General features: G+C 64.5%; 20 protein-coding genes and 1 other RNA gene. 13 read left to right on the top strand and 8 right to left on the bottom strand.

Going from position 1 to position 19,419, the window contains the following annotated elements:
* Nucleotides 1-95: 95 nt before the first annotated feature.
* Both hglS and HU719_RS11385 read right to left on the bottom strand, forming a co-directional pair.
* Nucleotides 96-1,484 carry a 2-oxoadipate dioxygenase/decarboxylase HglS gene (hglS, locus tag HU719_RS11390; protein ID WP_186537077.1) on the bottom strand — a complete coding sequence of 463 codons (1,389 nt, stop codon included), beginning with the start codon at nucleotides 1,482-1,484 and terminating at the stop codon, nucleotides 96-98.
* Between the two features lie 137 nt (nucleotides 1,485-1,621).
* Complete coding sequence (locus HU719_RS11385; RefSeq protein ID WP_186537076.1) at nucleotides 1,622-2,506, bottom strand: LysR family transcriptional regulator; 885 nt, start codon at nucleotides 2,504-2,506, stop codon at nucleotides 1,622-1,624.
* Nucleotides 2,507-2,639: 133 nt separating this feature from the next.
* Between HU719_RS11385 and amaB the strand changes: the two genes are divergently transcribed.
* From amaB to HU719_RS11370, 3 genes are all read left to right on the top strand, one after another.
* A complete protein-coding gene (gene amaB, locus HU719_RS11380) occupies nucleotides 2,640-4,130 on the top strand; it encodes an L-piperidine-6-carboxylate dehydrogenase (protein ID WP_186537075.1) in 1,491 nt (496 codons plus the stop codon).
* 149 nt (nucleotides 4,131-4,279) lie between these two features.
* A complete protein-coding gene (amaA, locus tag HU719_RS11375; protein WP_186521666.1) occupies nucleotides 4,280-5,566 on the top strand; it encodes an L-pipecolate oxidase in 1,287 nt (428 codons plus the stop codon).
* A 185-nt stretch (nucleotides 5,567-5,751) separates the two neighbouring features.
* Nucleotides 5,752-6,156, top strand: coding sequence for a flagellar basal body-associated FliL family protein (locus tag HU719_RS11370; RefSeq protein WP_186521664.1), 405 nt, complete (start codon nucleotides 5,752-5,754; stop codon nucleotides 6,154-6,156).
* Here the strand turns inward: HU719_RS11370 and HU719_RS11365 are convergent, their stop codons facing one another.
* Nucleotides 6,157-6,609 (bottom strand): EVE domain-containing protein, encoded by a 453-nt coding sequence (locus HU719_RS11365; RefSeq protein ID WP_186537074.1) that lies wholly within the window; start codon nucleotides 6,607-6,609, stop codon nucleotides 6,157-6,159.
* Nucleotides 6,610-6,788: 179 nt separating this feature from the next.
* On the opposite strand from HU719_RS11365, the gene HU719_RS11360 reads away from it, so the two are divergent.
* Nucleotides 6,789-6,947 (top strand): hypothetical protein, encoded by a 159-nt coding sequence (locus tag HU719_RS11360; RefSeq protein ID WP_186521652.1) that lies wholly within the window; start codon nucleotides 6,789-6,791, stop codon nucleotides 6,945-6,947.
* An 18-nt stretch (nucleotides 6,948-6,965) separates the two neighbouring features.
* Here HU719_RS11360 and HU719_RS11355 read toward each other — a convergent pair whose 3' ends face one another.
* From HU719_RS11355 to HU719_RS11340, 4 genes are all read right to left on the bottom strand, one after another.
* Entirely contained in the window at nucleotides 6,966-7,574 is a 609-nt protein-coding gene (locus HU719_RS11355) for a 5-formyltetrahydrofolate cyclo-ligase (RefSeq protein WP_186521650.1), read from the bottom strand.
* Nucleotides 7,575-7,647: 73 nt separating this feature from the next.
* Nucleotides 7,648-7,827: non-coding RNA, 6S RNA (ssrS, locus tag HU719_RS11350), on the bottom strand.
* 17 nt (nucleotides 7,828-7,844) lie between these two features.
* The gene (locus HU719_RS11345; protein ID WP_186521648.1) at nucleotides 7,845-8,162 is read right to left on the bottom strand and encodes a cell division protein ZapA; all 318 of its coding nucleotides are present in this window, start codon (nucleotides 8,160-8,162) and stop codon (nucleotides 7,845-7,847) included.
* Nucleotides 8,159-8,368: a TIGR02449 family protein gene (locus tag HU719_RS11340; protein ID WP_186521646.1), complete on the bottom strand. Its 210-nt coding sequence runs from the start codon at nucleotides 8,366-8,368 to the stop codon at nucleotides 8,159-8,161. Before HU719_RS11340 ends, HU719_RS11345 begins: the two co-directional genes overlap by 4 nt.
* Before the next feature lie 151 nt (nucleotides 8,369-8,519).
* Here HU719_RS11340 and HU719_RS11335 point away from each other — a divergent pair, with 151 nt between their 5' ends.
* The 9 genes from HU719_RS11335 to gcvH all read left to right on the top strand — a co-directional run bounded on the left by HU719_RS11335 (nucleotide 8,520) and on the right by gcvH (nucleotide 18,036).
* On the top strand, nucleotides 8,520-9,074 hold the full coding sequence (locus HU719_RS11335) for a YecA/YgfB family protein (RefSeq protein ID WP_186537073.1): 555 nt from the start codon (nucleotides 8,520-8,522) through the stop codon (nucleotides 9,072-9,074).
* Nucleotides 9,075-9,095: 21 nt separating this feature from the next.
* Nucleotides 9,096-10,430, top strand: coding sequence for a Xaa-Pro aminopeptidase (gene pepP, locus HU719_RS11330; protein ID WP_186537072.1), 1,335 nt, complete (start codon nucleotides 9,096-9,098; stop codon nucleotides 10,428-10,430).
* Nucleotides 10,427-11,626: a 2-octaprenyl-6-methoxyphenyl hydroxylase gene (ubiH, locus tag HU719_RS11325; RefSeq protein ID WP_186537071.1), complete on the top strand. Its 1,200-nt coding sequence runs from the start codon at nucleotides 10,427-10,429 to the stop codon at nucleotides 11,624-11,626. The genes pepP and ubiH overlap by 4 nt, the downstream gene beginning before the upstream one ends.
* Nucleotides 11,623-12,105, top strand: coding sequence for a DUF4442 domain-containing protein (locus HU719_RS11320; RefSeq protein WP_186537070.1), 483 nt, complete (start codon nucleotides 11,623-11,625; stop codon nucleotides 12,103-12,105). The genes ubiH and HU719_RS11320 overlap by 4 nt, the downstream gene beginning before the upstream one ends.
* 9 nt (nucleotides 12,106-12,114) lie before the next feature.
* The gene (locus HU719_RS11315; protein ID WP_186537081.1) at nucleotides 12,115-13,332 is read left to right on the top strand and encodes a 2-octaprenyl-3-methyl-6-methoxy-1,4-benzoquinol hydroxylase; all 1,218 of its coding nucleotides are present in this window, start codon (nucleotides 12,115-12,117) and stop codon (nucleotides 13,330-13,332) included.
* Between the two features lie 248 nt (nucleotides 13,333-13,580).
* Nucleotides 13,581-14,582: an extracellular solute-binding protein gene (locus tag HU719_RS11310; RefSeq protein ID WP_186521637.1), complete on the top strand. Its 1,002-nt coding sequence runs from the start codon at nucleotides 13,581-13,583 to the stop codon at nucleotides 14,580-14,582.
* A gap of 190 nt (nucleotides 14,583-14,772) precedes the next feature.
* Nucleotides 14,773-16,395: an ABC transporter permease gene (locus tag HU719_RS11305; protein WP_186537069.1), complete on the top strand. Its 1,623-nt coding sequence runs from the start codon at nucleotides 14,773-14,775 to the stop codon at nucleotides 16,393-16,395.
* 124 nt (nucleotides 16,396-16,519) lie between these two features.
* On the top strand, nucleotides 16,520-17,602 hold the full coding sequence (gene gcvT / locus HU719_RS11300; RefSeq protein WP_186537068.1) for a glycine cleavage system aminomethyltransferase GcvT: 1,083 nt from the start codon (nucleotides 16,520-16,522) through the stop codon (nucleotides 17,600-17,602).
* 50 nt (nucleotides 17,603-17,652) lie between these two features.
* Entirely contained in the window at nucleotides 17,653-18,036 is a 384-nt protein-coding gene (gene gcvH, locus HU719_RS11295; RefSeq protein ID WP_186537067.1) for a glycine cleavage system protein GcvH, read from the top strand.
* Between the two features lie 425 nt (nucleotides 18,037-18,461).
* On the opposite strand, the gene HU719_RS11290 is transcribed toward gcvH, so the two are convergent.
* Entirely contained in the window at nucleotides 18,462-19,373 is a 912-nt protein-coding gene (locus HU719_RS11290) for a LysR substrate-binding domain-containing protein (RefSeq protein ID WP_186537453.1), read from the bottom strand.
* Nucleotides 19,374-19,419: the final 46 nt, after the last annotated feature.

Below are 19,419 nucleotides of genomic sequence, written 5' to 3'. Positions count from 1 at the left end.
GCCGGTGTTCGCGGCACAAGGCCGCTCCTACAGGCGACCGCGATCCTTGTAGGAGCGGCCTTGTGCCGCGAAGGGCTGCAGAGCAGCCCCCAGCGTCAGTGAAGCTCCGCCAGCCCCAACGCCTGTGCGCAGGCCTGCAGCGAGCGCTGCTCGCTCTGCGCATACAGCGCCAGCTCATCCTGCACCTTCAGCCCCAGTGCTTCCTCGAACGCCTCGCGGTTGGCGTTGCTGCCGTAGTTCGCCTGCCCGTCATCGCCCAGGTTGGACTGGAAAATCCCCGCCGCACTCACCGGCAGGAAATCCTCATACACCAGCGCCTCATAATGCACATGCCCTGCGTCGATCAGCCCTTGCAAGCTGCTCGGCCCGCCCGCCTGCCCACGCGCGGCCAGGCCTTTGTCGGTGGCAAAGTAACGGAAGTACGCCAGCCCCTGTTCGCGCATCTGCGCCAGGTCATCCGGGAACGCTGCAAACTGCGCCTTGAGCAGCGCCATGTAGCGCTCGGCATTCGCCTCGGCCGGCGCGCCGCCGAGGGCTGCGCGGGTGGCGTCGAGCAGCCGGTCATACAACTGGCGGCCCTTGGGCGTCAGCGCCGCGCCGCGTTGCTCGATTTCGCCAAAGCGTGCGGTGTGGCTACCTTGGGCGTCATTGAACGCGACCTTTTCCTGCAACGCCTTGAAGCTGGTCTGACGCAACAGGATGGCGTGGCGGCGAGTCGGCGGGCCTTCGACCACGGCCTTGGGCGGGATGCCCTTGGCCGGCATGCCGAGCTGGATCGCGTCGATGTCCAGGGTGCGCGGGGTCAGGTGGTTGATGTGGGGGCCTTTGAACGCCACCACATCGGCAATCAGCCGGTGCTGGTCATGCAGTTGCTGATACTGCTCGGCGGTCACCGTGGCCTCCTGGTGCCAGCGGAACGTGTGCAGGGCCTCTTGCACGAAGGCCTCGGCGTCAGCGGCGCCCAGGCCACCGTCGCGTTCGCACTGGGCGATCAACGCCAGGGCACGCGGGGTGAAAATCTGCCGCTTGGCCAGAATGCCCTGGGCCAGCTCTCGCAGTTGCGGGTTGTCGATCAGCTCCAGGCGCAGCAGCGAGGTGAACACCCGGAACGGGCTGATGTGCAGCGACTGCTCGTGCACCGCGCGAAATGCCGTGGAGTGCACCGGCACGCCGGCTGAACTGAGGTCGTAATAGCCGACCGGTTGCATGCCCATCACCGCGAACAGGCGGGCAATGGTGGCCAGCTCTTCGGCGGTGCCGACGCGGATGGCGCCGTGGCGCTCTTGGTCGAGGCGCTCCACCTCGCCGGTCCAGCGCAGTGCCTGAGCCACCTCGGGTTGCTGCTGCATCACCTGCTGGTTGATTTCGCTCACCAGCTCAAGCAGCGTGCCGTACAGGGGCACTTCCTGTTTGTACATGAGCGACATGGCGGCAGAGAACTGCGCGCGAATGCTGTCGGGGCTGACGAAATCATGGGCGGGCATCGCAAGCTTCCTGGTTAGGTTCGGACACTTACATGAAAGCTGGGAATGCACTTGGCCCACAAGCGAAAAAAAGTGGGCCTTTCATTCCTTTTTTGATCGACCTTTAGGCGGTGGAATGTAGGAGCGCCCAGCGCGAGCTAAACCTGCGCTTGCACCCATTCCACCAAGGCGCGCACTTTCGGCACTTCGGCAGCATGCTCGGCATAGGCCAGGTAATGCGCGCCGTTGCTCGGCATCGCGTGGTCCCAGGCCACCACCAGGCTGCCTTCGGCCAGCTCGCGGGCCACCAGGTAGCGCGGCACCAGCGCTACGCCACAGCCCGACTGCGCGGCGCTCAAGGCCATATAGAACGTATCGAAGCGCGGCCCGTGGTAGCTGTTCTCGGTTTCCAACCCTTGTTGCTGGAACCACTCATGCCAGGCTTCAGGGCGCGAGGTGCTTTGCAGCAAGACCTGCCCGGCCAGTTCGCCAGGCCCGCTCAGGGCATGGCCCTGCAACAGCTCCGGCGCGCACACCGGCAGCACCTCTTCACCGAACAGCTTTATGCAAGTGGCCCCGGGCCAAGTGCCCTGGCCGTAGAAAAACACCACATCGGCCGAGCCCTGAAGCAAGGCGAAGGGCTCCATCTCGTTGCGGATGTCGAGGTGGATGTTCGGGTGGCGTTTGCCGAAGCCCTTCAGGTGCGGGATCAGCCAGCGCACGCCGAAACTCGGCTGAGTGGCTACTTTCAATACTTCGGTCTGCGTGCCGTAGGTGAGCACGTAGCGGCTCGACATATCCACCTGGGTGAGGATCTTGTTCACTTCGGCCAGGTACAGCGAACCTGCCGGGGTCAGTTGCAGGCGGCGGCGGATGCGCAGGAACAGGTGGTGGTGCAGCATCTCTTCAAGTTGCGCCACCTGCTTGCTGACCGCGCTTTGCGTCAGGTGCAGCTCTTCGGCGGCGCGGGTGAAGCTCAAGTGGCGGGCTGCAGCTTCGAAGCACTGCAGGGCGGTCATGGACGGCACCAGGCGTTTGGACATAGCGGTCTCTGTGGCTCAAGTCATTACCTGACGGAATGATATGCGGAATAAAGGTCGTTTGTTGCACCTGTGTAATCGGATTAATACTGACCCACATCATTTTCCACCCTTCACCGATGATAGGAGAAGCACAATGGTTGCTGCATTGCTCGAGCGTCTTGGCGTTGCCGCCTCGGCTTACACCCAGGGTGACTACCCTGTTCACACCCCGATTGACGGCAGCCAGATCGCCTCGGTGAAGCTGCTCGGCAAGGCCGACACCGTTGCCCGCATCGACCAGGCTCACCAGGCCTTCGAAGCCTGGCGCAGCGTCCCGGCCCCGCGCCGTGGCGAGCTGGTGCGCCTGTTCGGTGAAGTGCTGCGCGAACACAAGGCCGACCTCGGCGAGCTGGTCTCTATCGAAGCCGGCAAGATTACCCAGGAAGGCCTGGGCGAAGTGCAGGAAATGATCGACATCTGCGACTTCGCCGTGGGCCTGTCGCGCCAGCTGTACGGCCTGACCATCGCTTCCGAGCGCCCTGGCCACCACATGCGTGAAAGCTGGCACCCGCTGGGCGTGGTCGGCATCATCAGCGCGTTCAACTTCCCGGTTGCGGTGTGGGCGTGGAACACCGCGCTGGCGCTGGTCGCGGGCAACGCCGTGGTGTGGAAGCCATCGGAGAAGACCCCGCTGACCGCGCTGGCTTGCCAGGCCCTGTTCGACAAAGCCCTGCGCGCCTTTGGTGATGCACCGGCCGGCCTTGCACAGCTGGTGATTGGCGGCCGTGAAGCCGGTGAAGCGCTGGTGGATGACCCGCGCGTGCCGCTGGTCAGCGCTACCGGCAGCACCCGCATGGGCCGTGAAGTCGGCCCGCGCGTGGCGGCCCGCTTCGGTCGCAGCATCCTTGAACTGGGCGGCAACAACGCGATGATCCTGGCGCCAAGCGCCGATCTGGACCTAGCCGTGCGCGGCATTCTGTTCTCGGCAGTCGGCACCGCCGGCCAGCGCTGCACCACCCTGCGCCGGCTCATCGTGCACCGCTCGATCAAGGACGAAGTGGTCGCGCGCGTCAAAGCAGCCTACGCCAAGGTGCGTATTGGTGACCCGCGCAAGGACAACCTGGTCGGCCCGCTGATCGACAAGCAGTCGTTCGATGCCATGCAAGGCGCGCTGGCCAAGGCCCGCGATGAAGGTGGCCAGGTATTCGGTGGTGAACGTCAGCTGGCCGACCAGTACCCGAATGGCTACTACGTATCGCCTGCCATTGCCGAAATGCCGGCGCAGAGCGAGGTGGTGCGCCACGAGACCTTCGCGCCGATTCTGTACGTGCTGGCCTATGACGAGTTCGAAGAGGCCCTGCGCCTGAACAACGAAGTGCCACAAGGCCTGTCGTCGTGCATCTTCACCACCGACATCCGCGAGGCCGAGCGTTTCCAGAGTGCGTCGGGCAGTGACTGCGGTATCGCCAACGTCAACATCGGCACCAGTGGCGCCGAGATCGGCGGTGCGTTCGGTGGCGAGAAAGAAACCGGTGGCGGCCGTGAGTCGGGTTCCGATGCCTGGAAAGGCTACATGCGCCGCCAGACCAACACCGTGAACTACTCGCGTGAGCTGCCGCTGGCGCAGGGTATTGTGTTCGACTGATCCTCCGCAGGCGGGGGCTATGCCCCCGGTTCGCGACACAAGGCCGCTCCTACAGGATGATCGCAATACCATGTAGGAGCGGCCTTGTGTCGCGAAAGGGCCGCAACGCGGCCCCATAGGCAAAAAAGAACAATAGCTGGAGCCGGGCCATGTCCGAACTGCGTCAAGAATGTCTGTGGGAACACGTCACTCGGCCAACCGTCGCCGCCCAGGCCCTGGCCGGCGAGCACAAGGCTGACGTCTGCGTCATTGGCGGTGGCATCACCGGCCTGTCGGCGGCCATTCACCTGCTCGAGCAGGGCAAATCGGTGATTCTGCTGGAGGCCTGGAAAATCGGCCATGGCGGCTCGGGGCGCAACGTCGGGCTGGTCAACGCCGGTACCTGGATCCGCCCCGACGACGTCGAAGCCACCCTCGGTCAGGCCCAAGGCAGCCGTTTGAACCAGGTGCTCGGTGCAGCGCCTGCTGAGGTGTTCGCCATGATCGAGCGCCTGGGCATCGACTGCCAGGCCCAGCACAAGGGCACGTTGCACATGGCGCATAACGCCACCGGCCTTGCCGACCTTGAGGCGCGTCACCAGCAATGGTCGCGCCGTGGCGCCGATGTTGAGCTGCTGACCGGCGCCAAGTGCCAGGAATACTGCGGTACCGACAAGATTTCCGCCGCGCTGCTCGACCGCCGCGCGGGCACCATCAACCCTATGGCGTACACCCAAGGCCTTGCTGCAGCGGTAGCGCGGCTGGGTGGCAAGCTGTTCCAGCAATCGGCGGTCGAGGGCCTGGCCCGCGATGGCGACGCCTGGCAGGTGAAAACCGCGCGCGGCGTGGTGCGGGCCGACAAGGTGGTGATTTCCACGGGCGCCTACACCGAAGGCGATTGGAGCAACCTGCAGAAGCATTACTTCCGCGGTTACTACTACCAAGTGGCTTCCAAGCCGTTGCAGGGCGCGGCGGCCGACCAGGTGCTGCGCCACGGCCAAGGCTCGTGGGATACCCGCACCGTGCTCAGCAGCATCCGCCGCGATGACCAGGGCCGGCTGCTGCTTGGCAGCCTTGGGCGGGTCGACAACAAGCCGGCGTGGTTCGTGCGGCGCTGGGCTGACCGCATCCAGAGCCACTATTTCCCACAGTTGGGCAAGGTGGAGTGGGAAATGCACTGGACCGGCTGCATCGACTTCACCCCCGATCACTTGATGCGCCTGTTCGAACCGGCGCCGGGCCTGGTGGCGGTGACTGGCTACAATGGCCGCGGCAACACCACCGGTACCGTCATTGGCCGGGCGTTTGCCGAATTTCTGCTCAAGGACGACCCGGCCAGCCTGCCGGTACCGTTCTCGCCAATGAAACCGGTCAGCGCGCCGTCATTGCGCACCGCGTTCTATGAGTCAGGGTTCTCGCTGTATCACGCCGGGCAGTGCCTGCGGGTGGTGCTGTAGTCGTTTGTAGTCCAAGCACTCTCTTGTGGCTTTGCACCACAAGGCTTTCATCAGGGCTATTCCTTTGCGGCTGGTGGCCGATAAGTACAGCAGGGCCGTAATAGCGGTCAACGGGCATGAACCCAGGCTTGGGTTTGGCCGGTGCGCTGGGTAAGCTGGCGCCAACTGTATTGAGGAGCGAATTCGTGAAAGCGTGGATCTTGATGGTGCTGGCCCTGATGCTGCCAGCGGCGGCGATGGCCGAGGAAGCCAAGGATGGGCCGCCGAAGGTGTCCTATATCACCCTCAGCCCGCCCTTCGTCGGCAACTATGCCCTCGACGGTGGCCCCAAGCTGCGCGTGTACAAGGCTGATGTGGCCCTGCGCGTGACCGGCGACGCGGCAGCTGCTGCGGTAAAACACCACGAGCCGCTGATCCGCAACCAGCTGGTGGCGCTGTTCACCCAGCAAGGTGTGGACAACATGAGCAACGTCGAGGCCAAGGAAGCCCTGCGCCAGGAAGCCCTGAAGCAGGTGCAGCAGGTGATGGAGGGCGAAGAGGGCAAGCCGATCGTCGAAGACCTGCTGTTCAACAACCTGATCGTGCAGTAATCAACGGCTCAGCGCGACGATGGCTGCCCATTGCTCAGCGCTGACCGGCATGACCGACAGGCGGCTGCCCTTCTGCACCAGCGGCAGCTCTTCGAGCGCCGCCTGCTGCTTGAGCAGGCCCAGGCCCAGCACTTGGCCGAAGGTCTGCACATGCTCCACATCTACTGCACTCCACGGGTTTTTCTCGGCGCTGGCCTTGGCGTCGAAGTAGTGGCTTTGCGGGTCTAGCGCGGTGGGGTCGGGGTAGGCTGCGGCGGTGATTCGCGCAATGCCGGCAATACCCGGTTGCGGGCAGCTCGAATGGTAGAAAAAGAACCTGTCACCCACGCTCATGGCCCGCAGAAAGTTGCGCGCCTGGTAGTTGCGCACCCCGTCCCAGCGAGCGTTGCCCAGGCGCGCCAAGGCTTCGATGGACAGCTCGTCGGGCTCGGATTTCATCAGCCAGTAGGCCATGGGTGCTGCTCCTGAAAGAGTTTGAAATAAATAGTTTCATCAAACCGACAGTCGGTTGGCGTCAACGTTTGCGTGTGGCCTCACGTTGACGGAAAATGCGCCGATTTTAAAGCTATACGCTCCGGCAGCCATCCAGAAAGCCGCCGAGCACGGACTGTTGCCTGGGGGGCAATCAAGCAATGAAACAACGCAAACCCGACCTGCTGTGGATCCTCGCTTTCGTTTTCGGTCTGGGTGTCGTCACCACCGGTTACGCGCAAGGCTTGTGGGAACGCAAGGCAGACGCCGCGTACCAGCAGTTGCCGGCCGACCCTGCACAGCAACAGCAGCGCCGCTAACCGCTTTTCTGCGCCTGCTCACTTAGGCGCCAGGTACCAGCCACGGTCCGAAACCGTGCCGCGCAAGGGTACATCCCAACTGGCCTGTGCCAGCCGCTCGACCTTCTGGCATTCATGCGCCAGCCCCAGCAGCAGTGGTTTTTTCCAGGCCTTGCGGCGGCTTTGATAGGCCAGGCTGCGGTCGTAGAAACCGCCGCCCATGCCCAGCCGACCCCCGACTTCATCGAAACCGACCAGCGGTAGCAGGATCAGGTCCAGCGCCCAGATCGGCCGTTGCCGCTTGCGCTCGACGACCGGCTCCGGAATGCGAAAGCGGTTGGGCCGCAGGCGCTCGCCCGGCTCGAAGCGCTGGAACACCATGCGCGTGCGCGGCCAGGCGTGCAGCACCGGCAGGTACACGTGCTTGCCGCGTTTGTGCGCTTCGCGCAGCAGCAGGCGCGGGTCGATCTCGCCATCATTGGGCAGGTACAGCGCGATGTGGCGGGCGCGGCGAAACAGCGGGTGTTGTGCCAGCTGGCGATACAGCCCGGCGGCGGCCTGGCTTTGCTGGGCGGGGGTGAGGGCGCGGCGGGCGTTGCGCAGCAGACGGCGAAGTTGCGGGCGGGTAGGCGGCGCGGTGTCGGTCATGGCACGGGCGATCCCTTGATGGCCTGGTAACCAGAAACGAAAAGCCCGCCGGGCAGGCGGGCAGTTCTGAAGAAGGCTCCCCGATAAGACCGCTATCGGTGTAGCCCTTGAACCCGAAAGTTCAAGGTGGAGATTGCAGGGGGCGTTAAGGCTTTCCGTCGGGCGGACATGCACACCGGCCCCAGCGTGCAACCCCCGTGGTTGTGCGTATCGGCTCAGGGACATAACCGACTGGCGCATCCACCAGGGAGTGGCGCCAGTATACCCATCTCAATCGTTTTTGCTAACCGGGTCGTCGGACAATGCCTGATCGACGCGTTCCAGCAGGTCGCGCACCTGCTCGCGGGTGGTGCCGCCACCGGTGGCTTCCGGGCGTTCCTGGCGGTGCAGCAGCTCGTGGGTAATATTCAGTGCGGCCATGACGGCAATGCGGTCGGCGCCGATGACCTTGCCGCTGCTGCGGATCTCACGCATCTTGCCGTCCAGGTAGCGAGCGGCACCGACCAGGTTGTTACGTTCCTCGGGCGGACAGATGATGGAATATTCCTTGTCGAGGATCTGGACGGTGACGCTATTGCTTGAACTCATGAGTCTTGCTCCAGGGCCTTGAGGCGCAAGATCATTGATTCGACCTTGCGTTTGGCGGTCTCGTTCTTTTCGATCAAGTGGGCGCGTTCCTCGCGCCAGGATTTTTCCTGAGCTACTAAGAGTGCGTTTTGCCGTTTTAGTTGCTCGACCCGCTCGATCAGCGTCTCGAACCGGCTCATCAGCGCTTGCAGGTCGTCTTCTTGCATGGGGTGCACTCGCTTCGCTCCATCGTCGTCACCGGGCGATCATGCCTGCACAGGGGGCGCAGAGCCAGTGCTGATGGTCTTGGCGCGCCTGCCGGTGCTAGGATACAAGGCCTTCATTCTAGTCATTGCGCCGTCTGGCGCCTAGCAGCCCATGCCCAATACCCAATCGCCCTACATCGCTTTCGCCATGCTGCTTTCGAGCAATGGTCACCCCGTCACTCCCGCCGAGCTGCACGGCCTGTTGATCGGCCGCAGCTGCGCCGGCGCAGGCTTCGATGCCGATGCCTGGCTGGCCGATGCTGCGCAGTTGCTCGAAAACGAGCCTGGCGACAGCGTGCGCAACGCCCTGGTTGGCCTGCAGGAAATGGTCAAGGCCGAGCTCACCGGCGAGGACGTCGCCATCGTCCTGCTGCTGCCAACCGACGACGCCGCGCTTGGCGACCGTGCCGAAGCACTGGGCCAGTGGTGCCAGGGCTTCATTACCGGTTTCGGCTTGAACGCCGGCGGCAAGGACCTGTCCACCGAGGCCAAGGAAGTGCTGCAGGACCTGGTGGCGATTTCCCAGGTGCAAGAAGCGCTGGAAGAGTCCGAAGACGGCGAGAGCGACTACATGGAAGTCATGGAGTACCTGCGCGTCGCACCGCTGCTGCTGTACACAGAACTGGCCGCGCCAGCCGCACCTGCGCCCAAGCCATCGCTGCACTGATCGATACGGGGTCGTTTGCCCATGAGCCACATACCCAAGGCGGAGTACGCCCGTCGGCGCAAGGCGTTGATGGCGCAGATGGTCCCCAACAGCATCGCCATTCTGCCCGCCGCTGCGGTTGCCATCCGCAACCGTGACGTCGAGCACGTGTACCGCCAGGACAGCGACTTCCAGTACCTCAGTGGTTTCCCCGAGCCCGAGGCGGTCATTGCGTTGATCCCCGGCCGCGAGCATGGCGAGTATGTGTTGTTCTGCCGCGAGCGCAACCCTGAGCGCGAGCAGTGGGACGGCCTGCGCGCCGGCCAGGACGGCGCGATGCGCGACTTCGGCGCTGACGACGCCTTCCCCATCACCGACATCGACGAAATTCTCCCCGGCCTGATCGAAGGCCGCGAGCGCGTCTATAGCGCCATGGGCAGCAACCCTGAGTTCGACCGGCGGCTGATGGACTGGATCAACGTGATCCGCTCCAAGGCGCGCCTGGGCGCGCAGCCGCCGAACGAGTTCGTTGCCCTGGATCATCTGCTGCACGACATGCGCCTGTATAAATCGGCGGCAGAAGTGAAGGTGATGCGTGAAGCGGCGGCGATTTCCGCCCGCGCCCACGTGCGGGCCATGCAGGCCTGCCGCGCCGGGCTGCACGAATACAGCCTGGAAGCCGAGCTGGACTACGAGTTCCGCAAGGGTGGGGCCAAGATGCCGGCCTACGGCTCTATCGTGGCTGCCGGGCGCAACGGCTGCATCCTGCATTACCAGCAAAACGACGCACCGCTCAAGCATGGCGACCTGGTACTGATCGACGCCGGTTGTGAAATCGACTGCTATGCCAGTGATATCACCCGCACTTTCCCGGTCAGCGGGCGGTTCTCGCCCGAGCAAAAGGCCATTTACGAGCTGGTGCTCAAAGCCCAGCACGCCGCGTTTGCCCAGATTGCGCCGGGCAAGCACTGGAACCACGCCCACGAGGCCACCGTGCAGGTGATTACCGAGGGCCTGGTGGAGCTGGGCCTGCTCAAGGGTGAGGTGCCGGCGCTGATCGAAAGCGAGGCCTACCGCGCGTTCTACATGCACCGCGCTGGCCACTGGCTGGGCATGGATGTACACGATGTGGGCGAGTACAAGGTCGGCGGCCAGTGGCGCGTGCTCGAACCGGGCATGGCGTTGACCGTCGAGCCGGGCATCTACATTGCCGCCGACAACCAGAACGTCGCGAAGAAATGGCGCGGCATCGGCGTAAGGATCGAGGACGACGTGGTGGTGACCAGGCAAGGTTGTGAAATCCTGACGACGGGCGTACCCAGCAGCGTTGCCGAAATCGAAGCGCTGATGCTCGCCGCCCGCGAGGCGGTGGCATGAGCCGGGTCAACCTGGCCATCATCGGTGGCGGCCTGGTCGGCGCCAGCCTTGCACTCACCTTGCAGGCCGGGGCCAAGGCGCGCGGTTGGAAGATTTTGCTGATCGAACCCTTCGCCCCTGGCGACAGCTTCCAGCCCAGCTACGATGCGCGTTCCTCGGCGCTGTCCTACGGCACCCGGCAAATCTACGATCAGCTTGGCCTGTGGGAGGCTATCAGCCGCCGCGCCGAGCCGATCCGGCAAATCCAGGTGTCTGACCGTGGCCGGTTTGGCGCCACCCGCCTGGACGCCGCCGAAGAGGGCGTTGCCGCGCTCGGCTACGTGGTCGAAAACGCCTGGCTGGGCCAGTGCCTGTGGCAGGCCTTCGACCCTGAAGTTGTGACCTGGCGCTGCCCGGCCGAGGTCAAGGCGTTGCAGCCGATTGCCGGTGGCTACCGCCTGCAACTGGACGACGACACCGCGCTTGAGTGCGACCTGGCGGTACTCGCCGACGGGGGCCGCTCAGGCCTGCGCGAGCAGCTCGGCATCCATGTGCGCACTACGCCCTACGACCAGAGCGCGCTGATCGCCAATATCACCCCAGGCGAGGCCCACTGCGGCCAGGCCTTCGAACGCTTCACCGAGCAAGGCCCGATGGCCCTGCTGCCGCTGCCCGAGAACCGCTGCGCGCTGGTCTGGACCCGCCAGGGCATGGACGCCAAGCGCCTGGCCGAGCTCGATGAGCGTAGTTTCCTGCGCGAGCTGCAAGATGCCTTCGGCTACCGCCTGGGCGGTTTGCGCCAGGTAGGGGCGCGGCATCTGTACCCGCTGGCGCTGGTCGAGGCCCAGGAGCAGGTGCGCCCGCATCTGGTGGTGCTGGGTAACGCCGCGCACAGCCTGCACCCGATTGCCGGGCAGGGTTTCAACCTGTCGCTGCGTGATGTGCAGGCGCTGGCCGAGGCGCTGCTGGCTGGCCCGCAACTGCCGGGCGACCTGGCCACGCTACTGGGTTATCACCAACGCCAACGCCTGGACCAGGCGCTCACCATCGGTTTTTCCGACCAGGTCACGCGGCTGTTCGGCAGCAATCAGCCCCTGATGGCCGCTGGCCGCAACATCGGCCTGCTCGGCCTGGATTTGCTGCCCCCGGCGAAAAGCTGGTTCGCCCGCCAGGCCATGGGCCTGGGCACGCGGCCTGACCCGCGAGGCCGCGCATGAGCGAAGCGCGCCGGCTGGCGCGCCGGGCACGCATGCTGCGCTGGTTGCTGAATTTCTACCCACCGTACCTGGGCGCCGGTATTCGCGTGCAGTCGATCAGCCCCGACCTGCGCAGCGTCAAGGTGCGCATGAAGCTGACCCGCTGGAACCGCAACTACGTCGGCACCCAGTTTGGCGGCAGCCTGTATTCGATGGTCGACCCGTTCTACATGCTGTTGCTGATCGAGCAGTTGGGGCGCGAATACATCGTCTGGGATAAAGCCGCCAACATCGATTTCATCGCACCGGGCAAAGGCCCGGTGTACGCCGAATTCCACGTCGACGACGCGCTGCTGGACGATATCCGCCAGCAAACCGCCAGCGGCAAGAAATGCCTGCCACGGCTGCAGGTCGAGGTCCGCGATGGCGCCGGTGAGCTGGTGGCGCGGGTCGAGAAAACCCTATATGTGCGGCTCAAGCCGCAAGCGAGGCAGGCGTAAGGCATGGAAATGCGCGCAGATGTGTTGATTGTCGGTGCCGGCATGGTCGGCAGCGCCCTGGCCCTGGCATTGCGCCATAGCGGCCTGGAAATTTTCCTGCTCGATGGCGGCCCGCTGTCGGTCAAACCCTTCGCCAGCGACGCGCCGTTCGAACCACGGGTGAGCGCGCTGTCCGCCGCCAGCCAGCGCATCCTCGAACGCCTCGGGGCGTGGCAGGGCATTGCTGCGCGGCGTGTGTCGGCGTATTCGGACATGCACGTCTGGGACGGCAGCGGCACCGGCGAGATTCACTTCTCTGCCGCCAGCGTGCACGCCCAGGTGCTCGGTCATATCGTCGAAAACCGCGTGGTCCAGGACGGCCTGCTGGAGCGCCTGCACGATAGCGACCTGGGTTTGCTGCCCAATGCGCGCCTGGAGCAACTGCGCCGCTCAGGCGATGAGTGGTTGCTGACCCTGGCCGATGGCCGCCGCCTGCGCACGCCACTGGTGATTGCCGCCGATGGCGCCAACTCGGCAGTGCGCCGCCTGGCCGGCTGCCAGACCCGCGAATGGGACTACCTGCACCACGCCATCGTTACCAGCGTGCGGTGCAGCCAGGCCCATCGCGCCACCGCCTGGCAGCGTTTCACCGACGAAGGCCCGCTGGCGTTCCTGCCGCTTGATCGAGATGGCAGCCAGGAGTGGTGCTCGATTGTCTGGTCGACCACACCGGAGCAGGCCGAACGGGCCATGGCCATGGACGATAACGCCTTCTGCCAGGCGCTGGAACGCGCCTTTGAGGGGCGTTTGGGCCAGGTGCTGGAAGCCGACCCGCGGGTGTGCGTGCCGCTGCGCCAGCGCCACGCCAAGCGCTATGTGGATGAAGGGCTGGCGCTGATTGGCGATGCGGCCCACACCATTCACCCGCTGGCCGGGCAGGGGGTCAACCTGGGCTTTCTCGATGCCGCGGTGTTGGCCGAGGAGCTGCTGCGCGCCTGCGAGCGCGGCGAGCGGTTGGCCGATGTGAAAGTGCTGAGCCGCTTCGAGCGCCGGCGCATGCCGCATAACCTGGCGTTGATGGCAGCCATGGAAGGTTTCGAGCGCTTGTTCCAGGCCAACCCACTGCCGCTGCGCTGGTTGCGTAACAGTGGTTTGAAGCTGGTGGAACAGATGCCCGAGGCCAAGGCGTTGTTTGTGCGCCAGGCGCTGGGGCTGTCCGGCGACCTGCCGGAGCTGGCCAAGGCTTGAGCCCCAAGCGCGACCTGGTGGTGTAGGAGCGGCCTTGTGTCGCGATGGGGCGCGTAGCGTCCCCGGCGATTTTGCATGGAGCCGAGGCTTCAGGGCCGCTGCGCGCCCCATCGCGACACAAGGCCGCTCCTACACCGATCTTGTGAACGCGCTGCGCTGCCTGCAACATCCGGTAACTGCTGGACGGATGAGCTGGTTAATGGGTTTCACTACCATTTGCACCTCTCATACCCTGCAGGAGTACTTCCATGTTGCCCCGCAAGCCTCTTCTGGCCGCTCTGGCCCTCACTTTGTTTGCCGGCGCCGCCCAGGCCGCGGACGAAGTGGTGGTGTACTCCTCGCGTATCGATGAGCTGATCAAACCGGTGTTCGACGCCTACACCGCCAAGACCGGGGTGAAGATCAAGTTCATCACCGACAAGGAAGCGCCGCTGATGCAGCGCATCAAGGCCGAAGGCCAGAACGGCGTGGCCGACCTGCTGCTCACCGTCGACGCGGGCAACCTTTGGCAGGCCGAGCAGATGGGCATCCTGCAGCCGATCAAGTCGCCGGTCATCGACCAGAACATTCCGCCTCAATACCGCGCCTCGTCCCACGACTGGACCGGCCTGAGCCTGCGCGCGCGCACCATCGTCTACTCCACCGAGCGGGTCAAGCCGGCCGAGCTGAGCACTTACGAAGCCCTGGCTGACAAACAATGGGAAGGCCGCCTGTGCCTGCGCACGGCCAAGAAGGTCTACAACCAGTCGCTCACTGCCACCCTGATCGAGAACCACGGCGAAGCGGCCACCGAAAAACTGGTCAAGGGCTGGGTCAACAACCTGTCCACCGACGTGTTCTCCGATGACACCGCACTGTTGCAGGCCATCGCTGCCGGCCAGTGCGACGTGGGCATCGTCAACACGTACTACTACGGCCGCCTGCACAAAGAAAAACCCGACCTGCCCGTGAAGCTGTTCTGGCCTAACCAGGCTGACCGTGGCGTGCACGTCAACCTCTCGGGCATTGGCCTGACCAAGCATGCGCCGCACCCGGAAGCTGCAAAAAAGCTGGTGGAATGGATGACCGGCGAAGAAGCGCAGAAGCTGTTCGCCGACATCAACCAGGAATTCCCGGCCAACCCGAAGGTCAAGCCATCGGCAGAGGTTGCGGCCTGGGGCAGCTTCAAGGCTGATGCCATTGCGGTAGAAGTGGCTGGCAAGCGCCAGGCCGAAGCCATCCGCTTGATGGATCGGGCTGGCTGGAACTAAGCCCGGCGCCGTATCCTTGAGGGCCTGATCGCGGGTCAAGCCCGCTCCCACAATGCTGTCCTCCTGTCGATCCGTCTGGCAGGGCACTGGGAAACGTGGGAGCGGGATTGCCCCGCGATCACCGGCGCAGCCGGTGCCAGTGGATTGCGGGTCAGGGCCCATGTATTGAACCGTAACCGAGCACCGCGCCTTGCCCCATACCCCCCAACGCCGCTGGTACCTCCCGGTCCTGCTCACCGCCGCCCTGGTGCTGCTGCCGCTGAGCGTGCTGCTACTGTCGTGGCAGACCATCGACCTGCAAATCTGGTCGCACCTGCTCGACACCCAGTTGAGCCGGCTGCTGGGCAACACCTTGACCCTGGTATTGGGCGTCGGCGTCGGTGTCACCGTGCTTGGCGTAAGCCTGGCTTGGCTTACCAGCCTGTGCGAGTTCCCCGGCAGGCGCTGGTTGGACTGGGCGCTGATGCTGCCGTTCGCCATACCCGCCTATGTGCTGGCGTTCGTCTTCGTCGGCCTGCTGGACTTCGCCGGCCCCGTGCAAAGCGCACTGCGCGAATTGTTCGGCCCGATGCGCCTGCCGCGTGTACGCTCCACCGGCGGGGTGATCACCGTGCTGGTGCTGGTGTTCTATCCGTATGTGTACCTGCTGGCGCGCACCGCGTTCATGGCCCAGGGCAGGGGCCTGATGGAAGCGGCGCGGGTGCTTGGCCTGTCGCCGCTACAAGCGTTCTGGCGGGTGGCGCTGCCGATGGCGCGCCCGGCTATCGGCGCCGGTATTGCCCTGGCCTTGATGGAAACCCTGGCCGATTTCGGCGCAGTGGCGGTGTTCAACTTCGACACCTTCACCACCGCCATCTACAAGACCTGGTACGGCTTCTTCAGCCTTTCCAGCGCGGCGCAACTGGCCAGCCTGTTGCTGTTGGCGGTCATGCTGGTGCTGTATGGCGAGCGCCGCTCGCGAGGCGCCAGCCGTACGGGTAACGAGCGGGCGCGTGGGCAGGCGCTGTATCACTTGCGCGGCATCAAGGCCTACGCAGCCAGTGGCTGGTGCCTTTTGGTGTTTGCCTGTGCGTTTGTCATCCCGATGCTGCAATTGCTGGTGTGGTTCTGGCAGCGTGGCCGTCACGACCTGGACGAACGCTACGCGGGCCTGGTGCTGCACACCCTCTACCTGGGTGCCATGGCGGCCCTGGTGACGGTAAGTGTGGCGCTGCTGCTGGCTTTCGCCCGCCGCCAGGCACCGACTGCTGGCATTCGTGCCGGGGTCGGGCTGGCCAACCTCGGTTATGCCTTGCCCGGCTCGGTGCTGGCGGTGTCGATCATGCTGGCCTTCAGTTACTTGGACAACCAGCTGGTTATCCCGCTGTCGCAATGGCTGGGCGGCGCCGGCAAGCCGCTGTTGCTGGGTAGCTTGTCAGCGCTGTTGCTGGCGTATCTGGTGCGCTTCATTGCCGTGGCCTATGGCCCGCTCGAAAGCAGCCTGGAACGCATCCGCCCGTCGTTGCCGGAAGCATCGCGCAGCCTCGGCGTGTCCGGGCCGCGATTGTTTTTCAAGGTGTATCTTCCGTTGCTGGTGCCCGGCGCCCTCAGCGCCGGGTTGCTGGTGTTCGTCGACGTGCTCAAGGAAATGCCCGCCACGCTGCTGATGCGCCCGTTTGGCTGGGACACCCTTGCTGTGCGGGTGTTCGAGATGACCAGCGAAGGCGAGTGGGCGCGGGCTTCGCTACCGGCGCTAAGCCTGGTGCTGGTCGGGCTGTTGCCGGTGATCGCGCTGATCCGCCGTTCGGCCCGGCGGCCGGGGCATCTGCGCTAAAGGTGCCAGGTTGCGCCCTTGCGGCTACAATGCGCGGCATTCGCAGCGACGGGTCCTACAAGAACACGGGGTGACTAAACACCGCCGGCCGCCGCTGCCTCGCCACGCCCGGAAGGAGAAACCCATGGGACAGCGTACGCTTCTGTACGACCTGCATCTTGCGCTTGGCGCCAAGACGGTCGACTTCGGCGGTTGGGACATGCCCCTGCACTACGGCTCGCAAGTCGAGGAGCACCATCAGGTGCGCAATGACTGTGGCGTGTTTGACGTCTCGCACATGACGGTCATCGATGTTGACGGCGTTGCCGCCACCGTCTGGCTTCAGCGTCTGCTGGCCAATGACGTGACGCGCCTTGAGCGCGTTGGCATGGCGCTGTACAGCCCGCTGCTCAATCACCAGGGCGGGGTTATCGACGACCTGATCGCCTACCGCACCGAAGACGGCTACCGCCTGGTTGCCAATGCATCCACCCGCGCTCAGGTGCTGGCTTGGCTAGAGGCGCAGCGCGCAGGCTTCGAGGTCGGCTTCAAGGCGCGCCCAGACCTCGCAATCTTCGCTATCCAAGGCCCCCATGCGCGAGAAAAAGTCGCCGAACTGCTCAGCGCCTCGCGCGCCGTGCTAATCCGCGAACTGCGCCCCTTCGAAGGCTTGGCTGATGGTGACTGGTTCATTGCCCGCACCGGCTACACCGGCGAGGACGGCCTGGAAATCCTGCTACCTGGCGAACAGGCGCCGGCCTTCTTCAACGACCTGGTCGGGGCCGGCATCGCCCCTAGCGGCCTCGGTGCACGCGATACCCTGCGCCTGGAAGCCGGCATGAACCTCTACGGCCAGGACATCGACACTGCGCACACGCCGCTGACCTCCAACCTGGGCTGGAGCATCGCCTGGGAACCGGCCAGCCGCGAATTCATAGGCCGCGCGGCTTTGCTGGCAGAAATCGAGCAGGGCGTGCAGGACAAACTGGTCGGCCTGGTGCTCGAAGAGCGCGGTGTATTGCGTGCCCACCAGGTGGTGCGTGTAAGCGGTATTGGCGAAGGGGAGATTACCAGTGGTAGTTTCTCGCCTACGCTGAGCAAGTCCATTGCCTTGGCACGTGTCCCCATGGCCACCGGCGACCGCGCCGAGGTCGAGATTCGCGGCAAGTGGTACCCGGTGCGTGTGGTCAAGCCGACCTTCGTGCGCCACGGCAAGATTCTTATCTGAACATTACAACTGGCGGGCCGACCGCTGAGCCAATTTGAGGAAGACACGATATGAGCAATATCCCCGCCGATCTGCGTTTCGCCGAAAGCCACGAATGGGCTCGCCTGGAAGCCGATGGCACGGTGACCGTGGGTATCAGCGACCACGCCCAGCAAGCGTTGGGTGACGTGGTGTTTGTTGAACTGGCCGAGGTTGGCAAAGTGTTCGCTGCAGGCGACGCTGCTGGCGTGGTCGAGTCGGTCAAGGCCGCATCGGACATCTATGCCCCGGTCGGTGGCGAGGTGATCGCGGTCAACGAAGAGCTGGCTGATAGCCCAGAGGCGCTTAACGACTCTCCGTACGAGTCGTGGATCTTCAAGCTCAAGCCTAGCGACAAGGCCGAGCTGGACAAGCTGCTGGACGCTACTGGTTACAAAGCCGCCATCGGCGAGTAAGAGCCCCTGCTGCTCTTGTAGAAAAACGCGGGCTAGCCGATTTGCATCGGACCGTGGGTGATTGCAGGGTTTTATGCAAGCTTGTGGCGGCCTCATCGCAGGCTGTCGCCAGCTCCCACAAAGGCTGCGCACAGCCGCGATATTTAGGCTTGGCCCGGATCCTGTGGGAGATTCCATGGTTTCGTGCAAGCCTGTTCCTGCCAGATATATCTCCTTGTGGCGAGCGGGCTTGCCCCGCGTTGGGCTGCGCAGCAGCCCCTTGGGTTTTCAGGGCTGCTGCGCAGCCCAACGCGGGGCAAGCCCGCTCACCACAACTCTCTATCATTTCCCACAGGTTTGGGTCCAACCAGCAATGTTGCGGTTGCGCATTGCCTGCGTGGCTGTCGACAGCCTTGGGATGAGGCCATCACGGTCAAACCCTGGCCTCAGGCCATATCGCTACTGGCGAACTCTTCAGCCAGATGGTCGATCAGCGAGCGCACCGACGGCAGCAGGCCGCGCCGTGACGGGAAAATGGCATGGACGATACCGCAGCGTGGGTGCCAGCCCGGTAGCAGCTCCACCAACCGCCCCTCGGCCAGGTCTTCACGCACCGCCACCCGCGGCAAATGGGCAATGCCCACCCCAGCCACGACAAAATGACGCAAAGCGAACAGATCGTCAGTCACCATCCTTGGCGTGTGCGTGATGACCATGCTGCGGCTGGTGTCCTCGCCCTGAAACAGCTCCCACTGGTATTCCCGCTGGGCGCTGCCCCAATGCAGGCTGGGCAGCTCGCTCAGTTGCTGCGGGTCGAAGCCTGCGGGCATTTGCGCCAGATACGACGGGTGGCCCACCAGGCACTGGGTACTGTTGCTCAGCACCTTCATCACCATGTCGGTGTTTTCCAAGGGCGGAAAGCGTACCCGCAGCGCCACATCGAAGCCCTCGTGGAGCAAATCGACGCGGCGGTTGGTGCTCTCGATGAACAATTCCACCTGCGGGTACTTGACCATATAGCGAGTGAGCATCGGCCCGACCCACGAGTTGAGCAGGGTCGTCGGGCAACTGATACGCACCAGGCCGCGCGGCTCGCTGCGGTTGCGCTCGATGATCTCGGCGGCGCCCTCGGCCTCGACTCGCATTGCCAGGCAACGGTTGTAGTAGGCCTGGCCAATCTCGGTCAGCGAACAATGCCGGCTGGTGCGGTGCAGCAGGCGCACGCCCAGGCGGTCTTCGAGGTCGGCGATGCGCCGGCTGAGCTTGGACTTGGGCATATCCAGCGCCCGCCCGGCGGGGGCGAAGCCGCCGTGCTCGACCACTTGGGTGAAGTAGTAGAGGGAGTTCAGGTCTTCCAAAGGGTAATTCTCCAAGTGCCTGGGGTGGTGCCTGCTCAGCGTTCAT

The sequence above is a fragment of the Pseudomonas farsensis genome (genome assembly GCF_014268805.2).
Taxonomy (GTDB): domain Bacteria; phylum Pseudomonadota; class Gammaproteobacteria; order Pseudomonadales; family Pseudomonadaceae; genus Aquipseudomonas; species Aquipseudomonas farsensis.
Note: the sequence above shows the minus strand (reverse complement) of the source record. Positions and strands in the feature narration are given on the sequence as shown.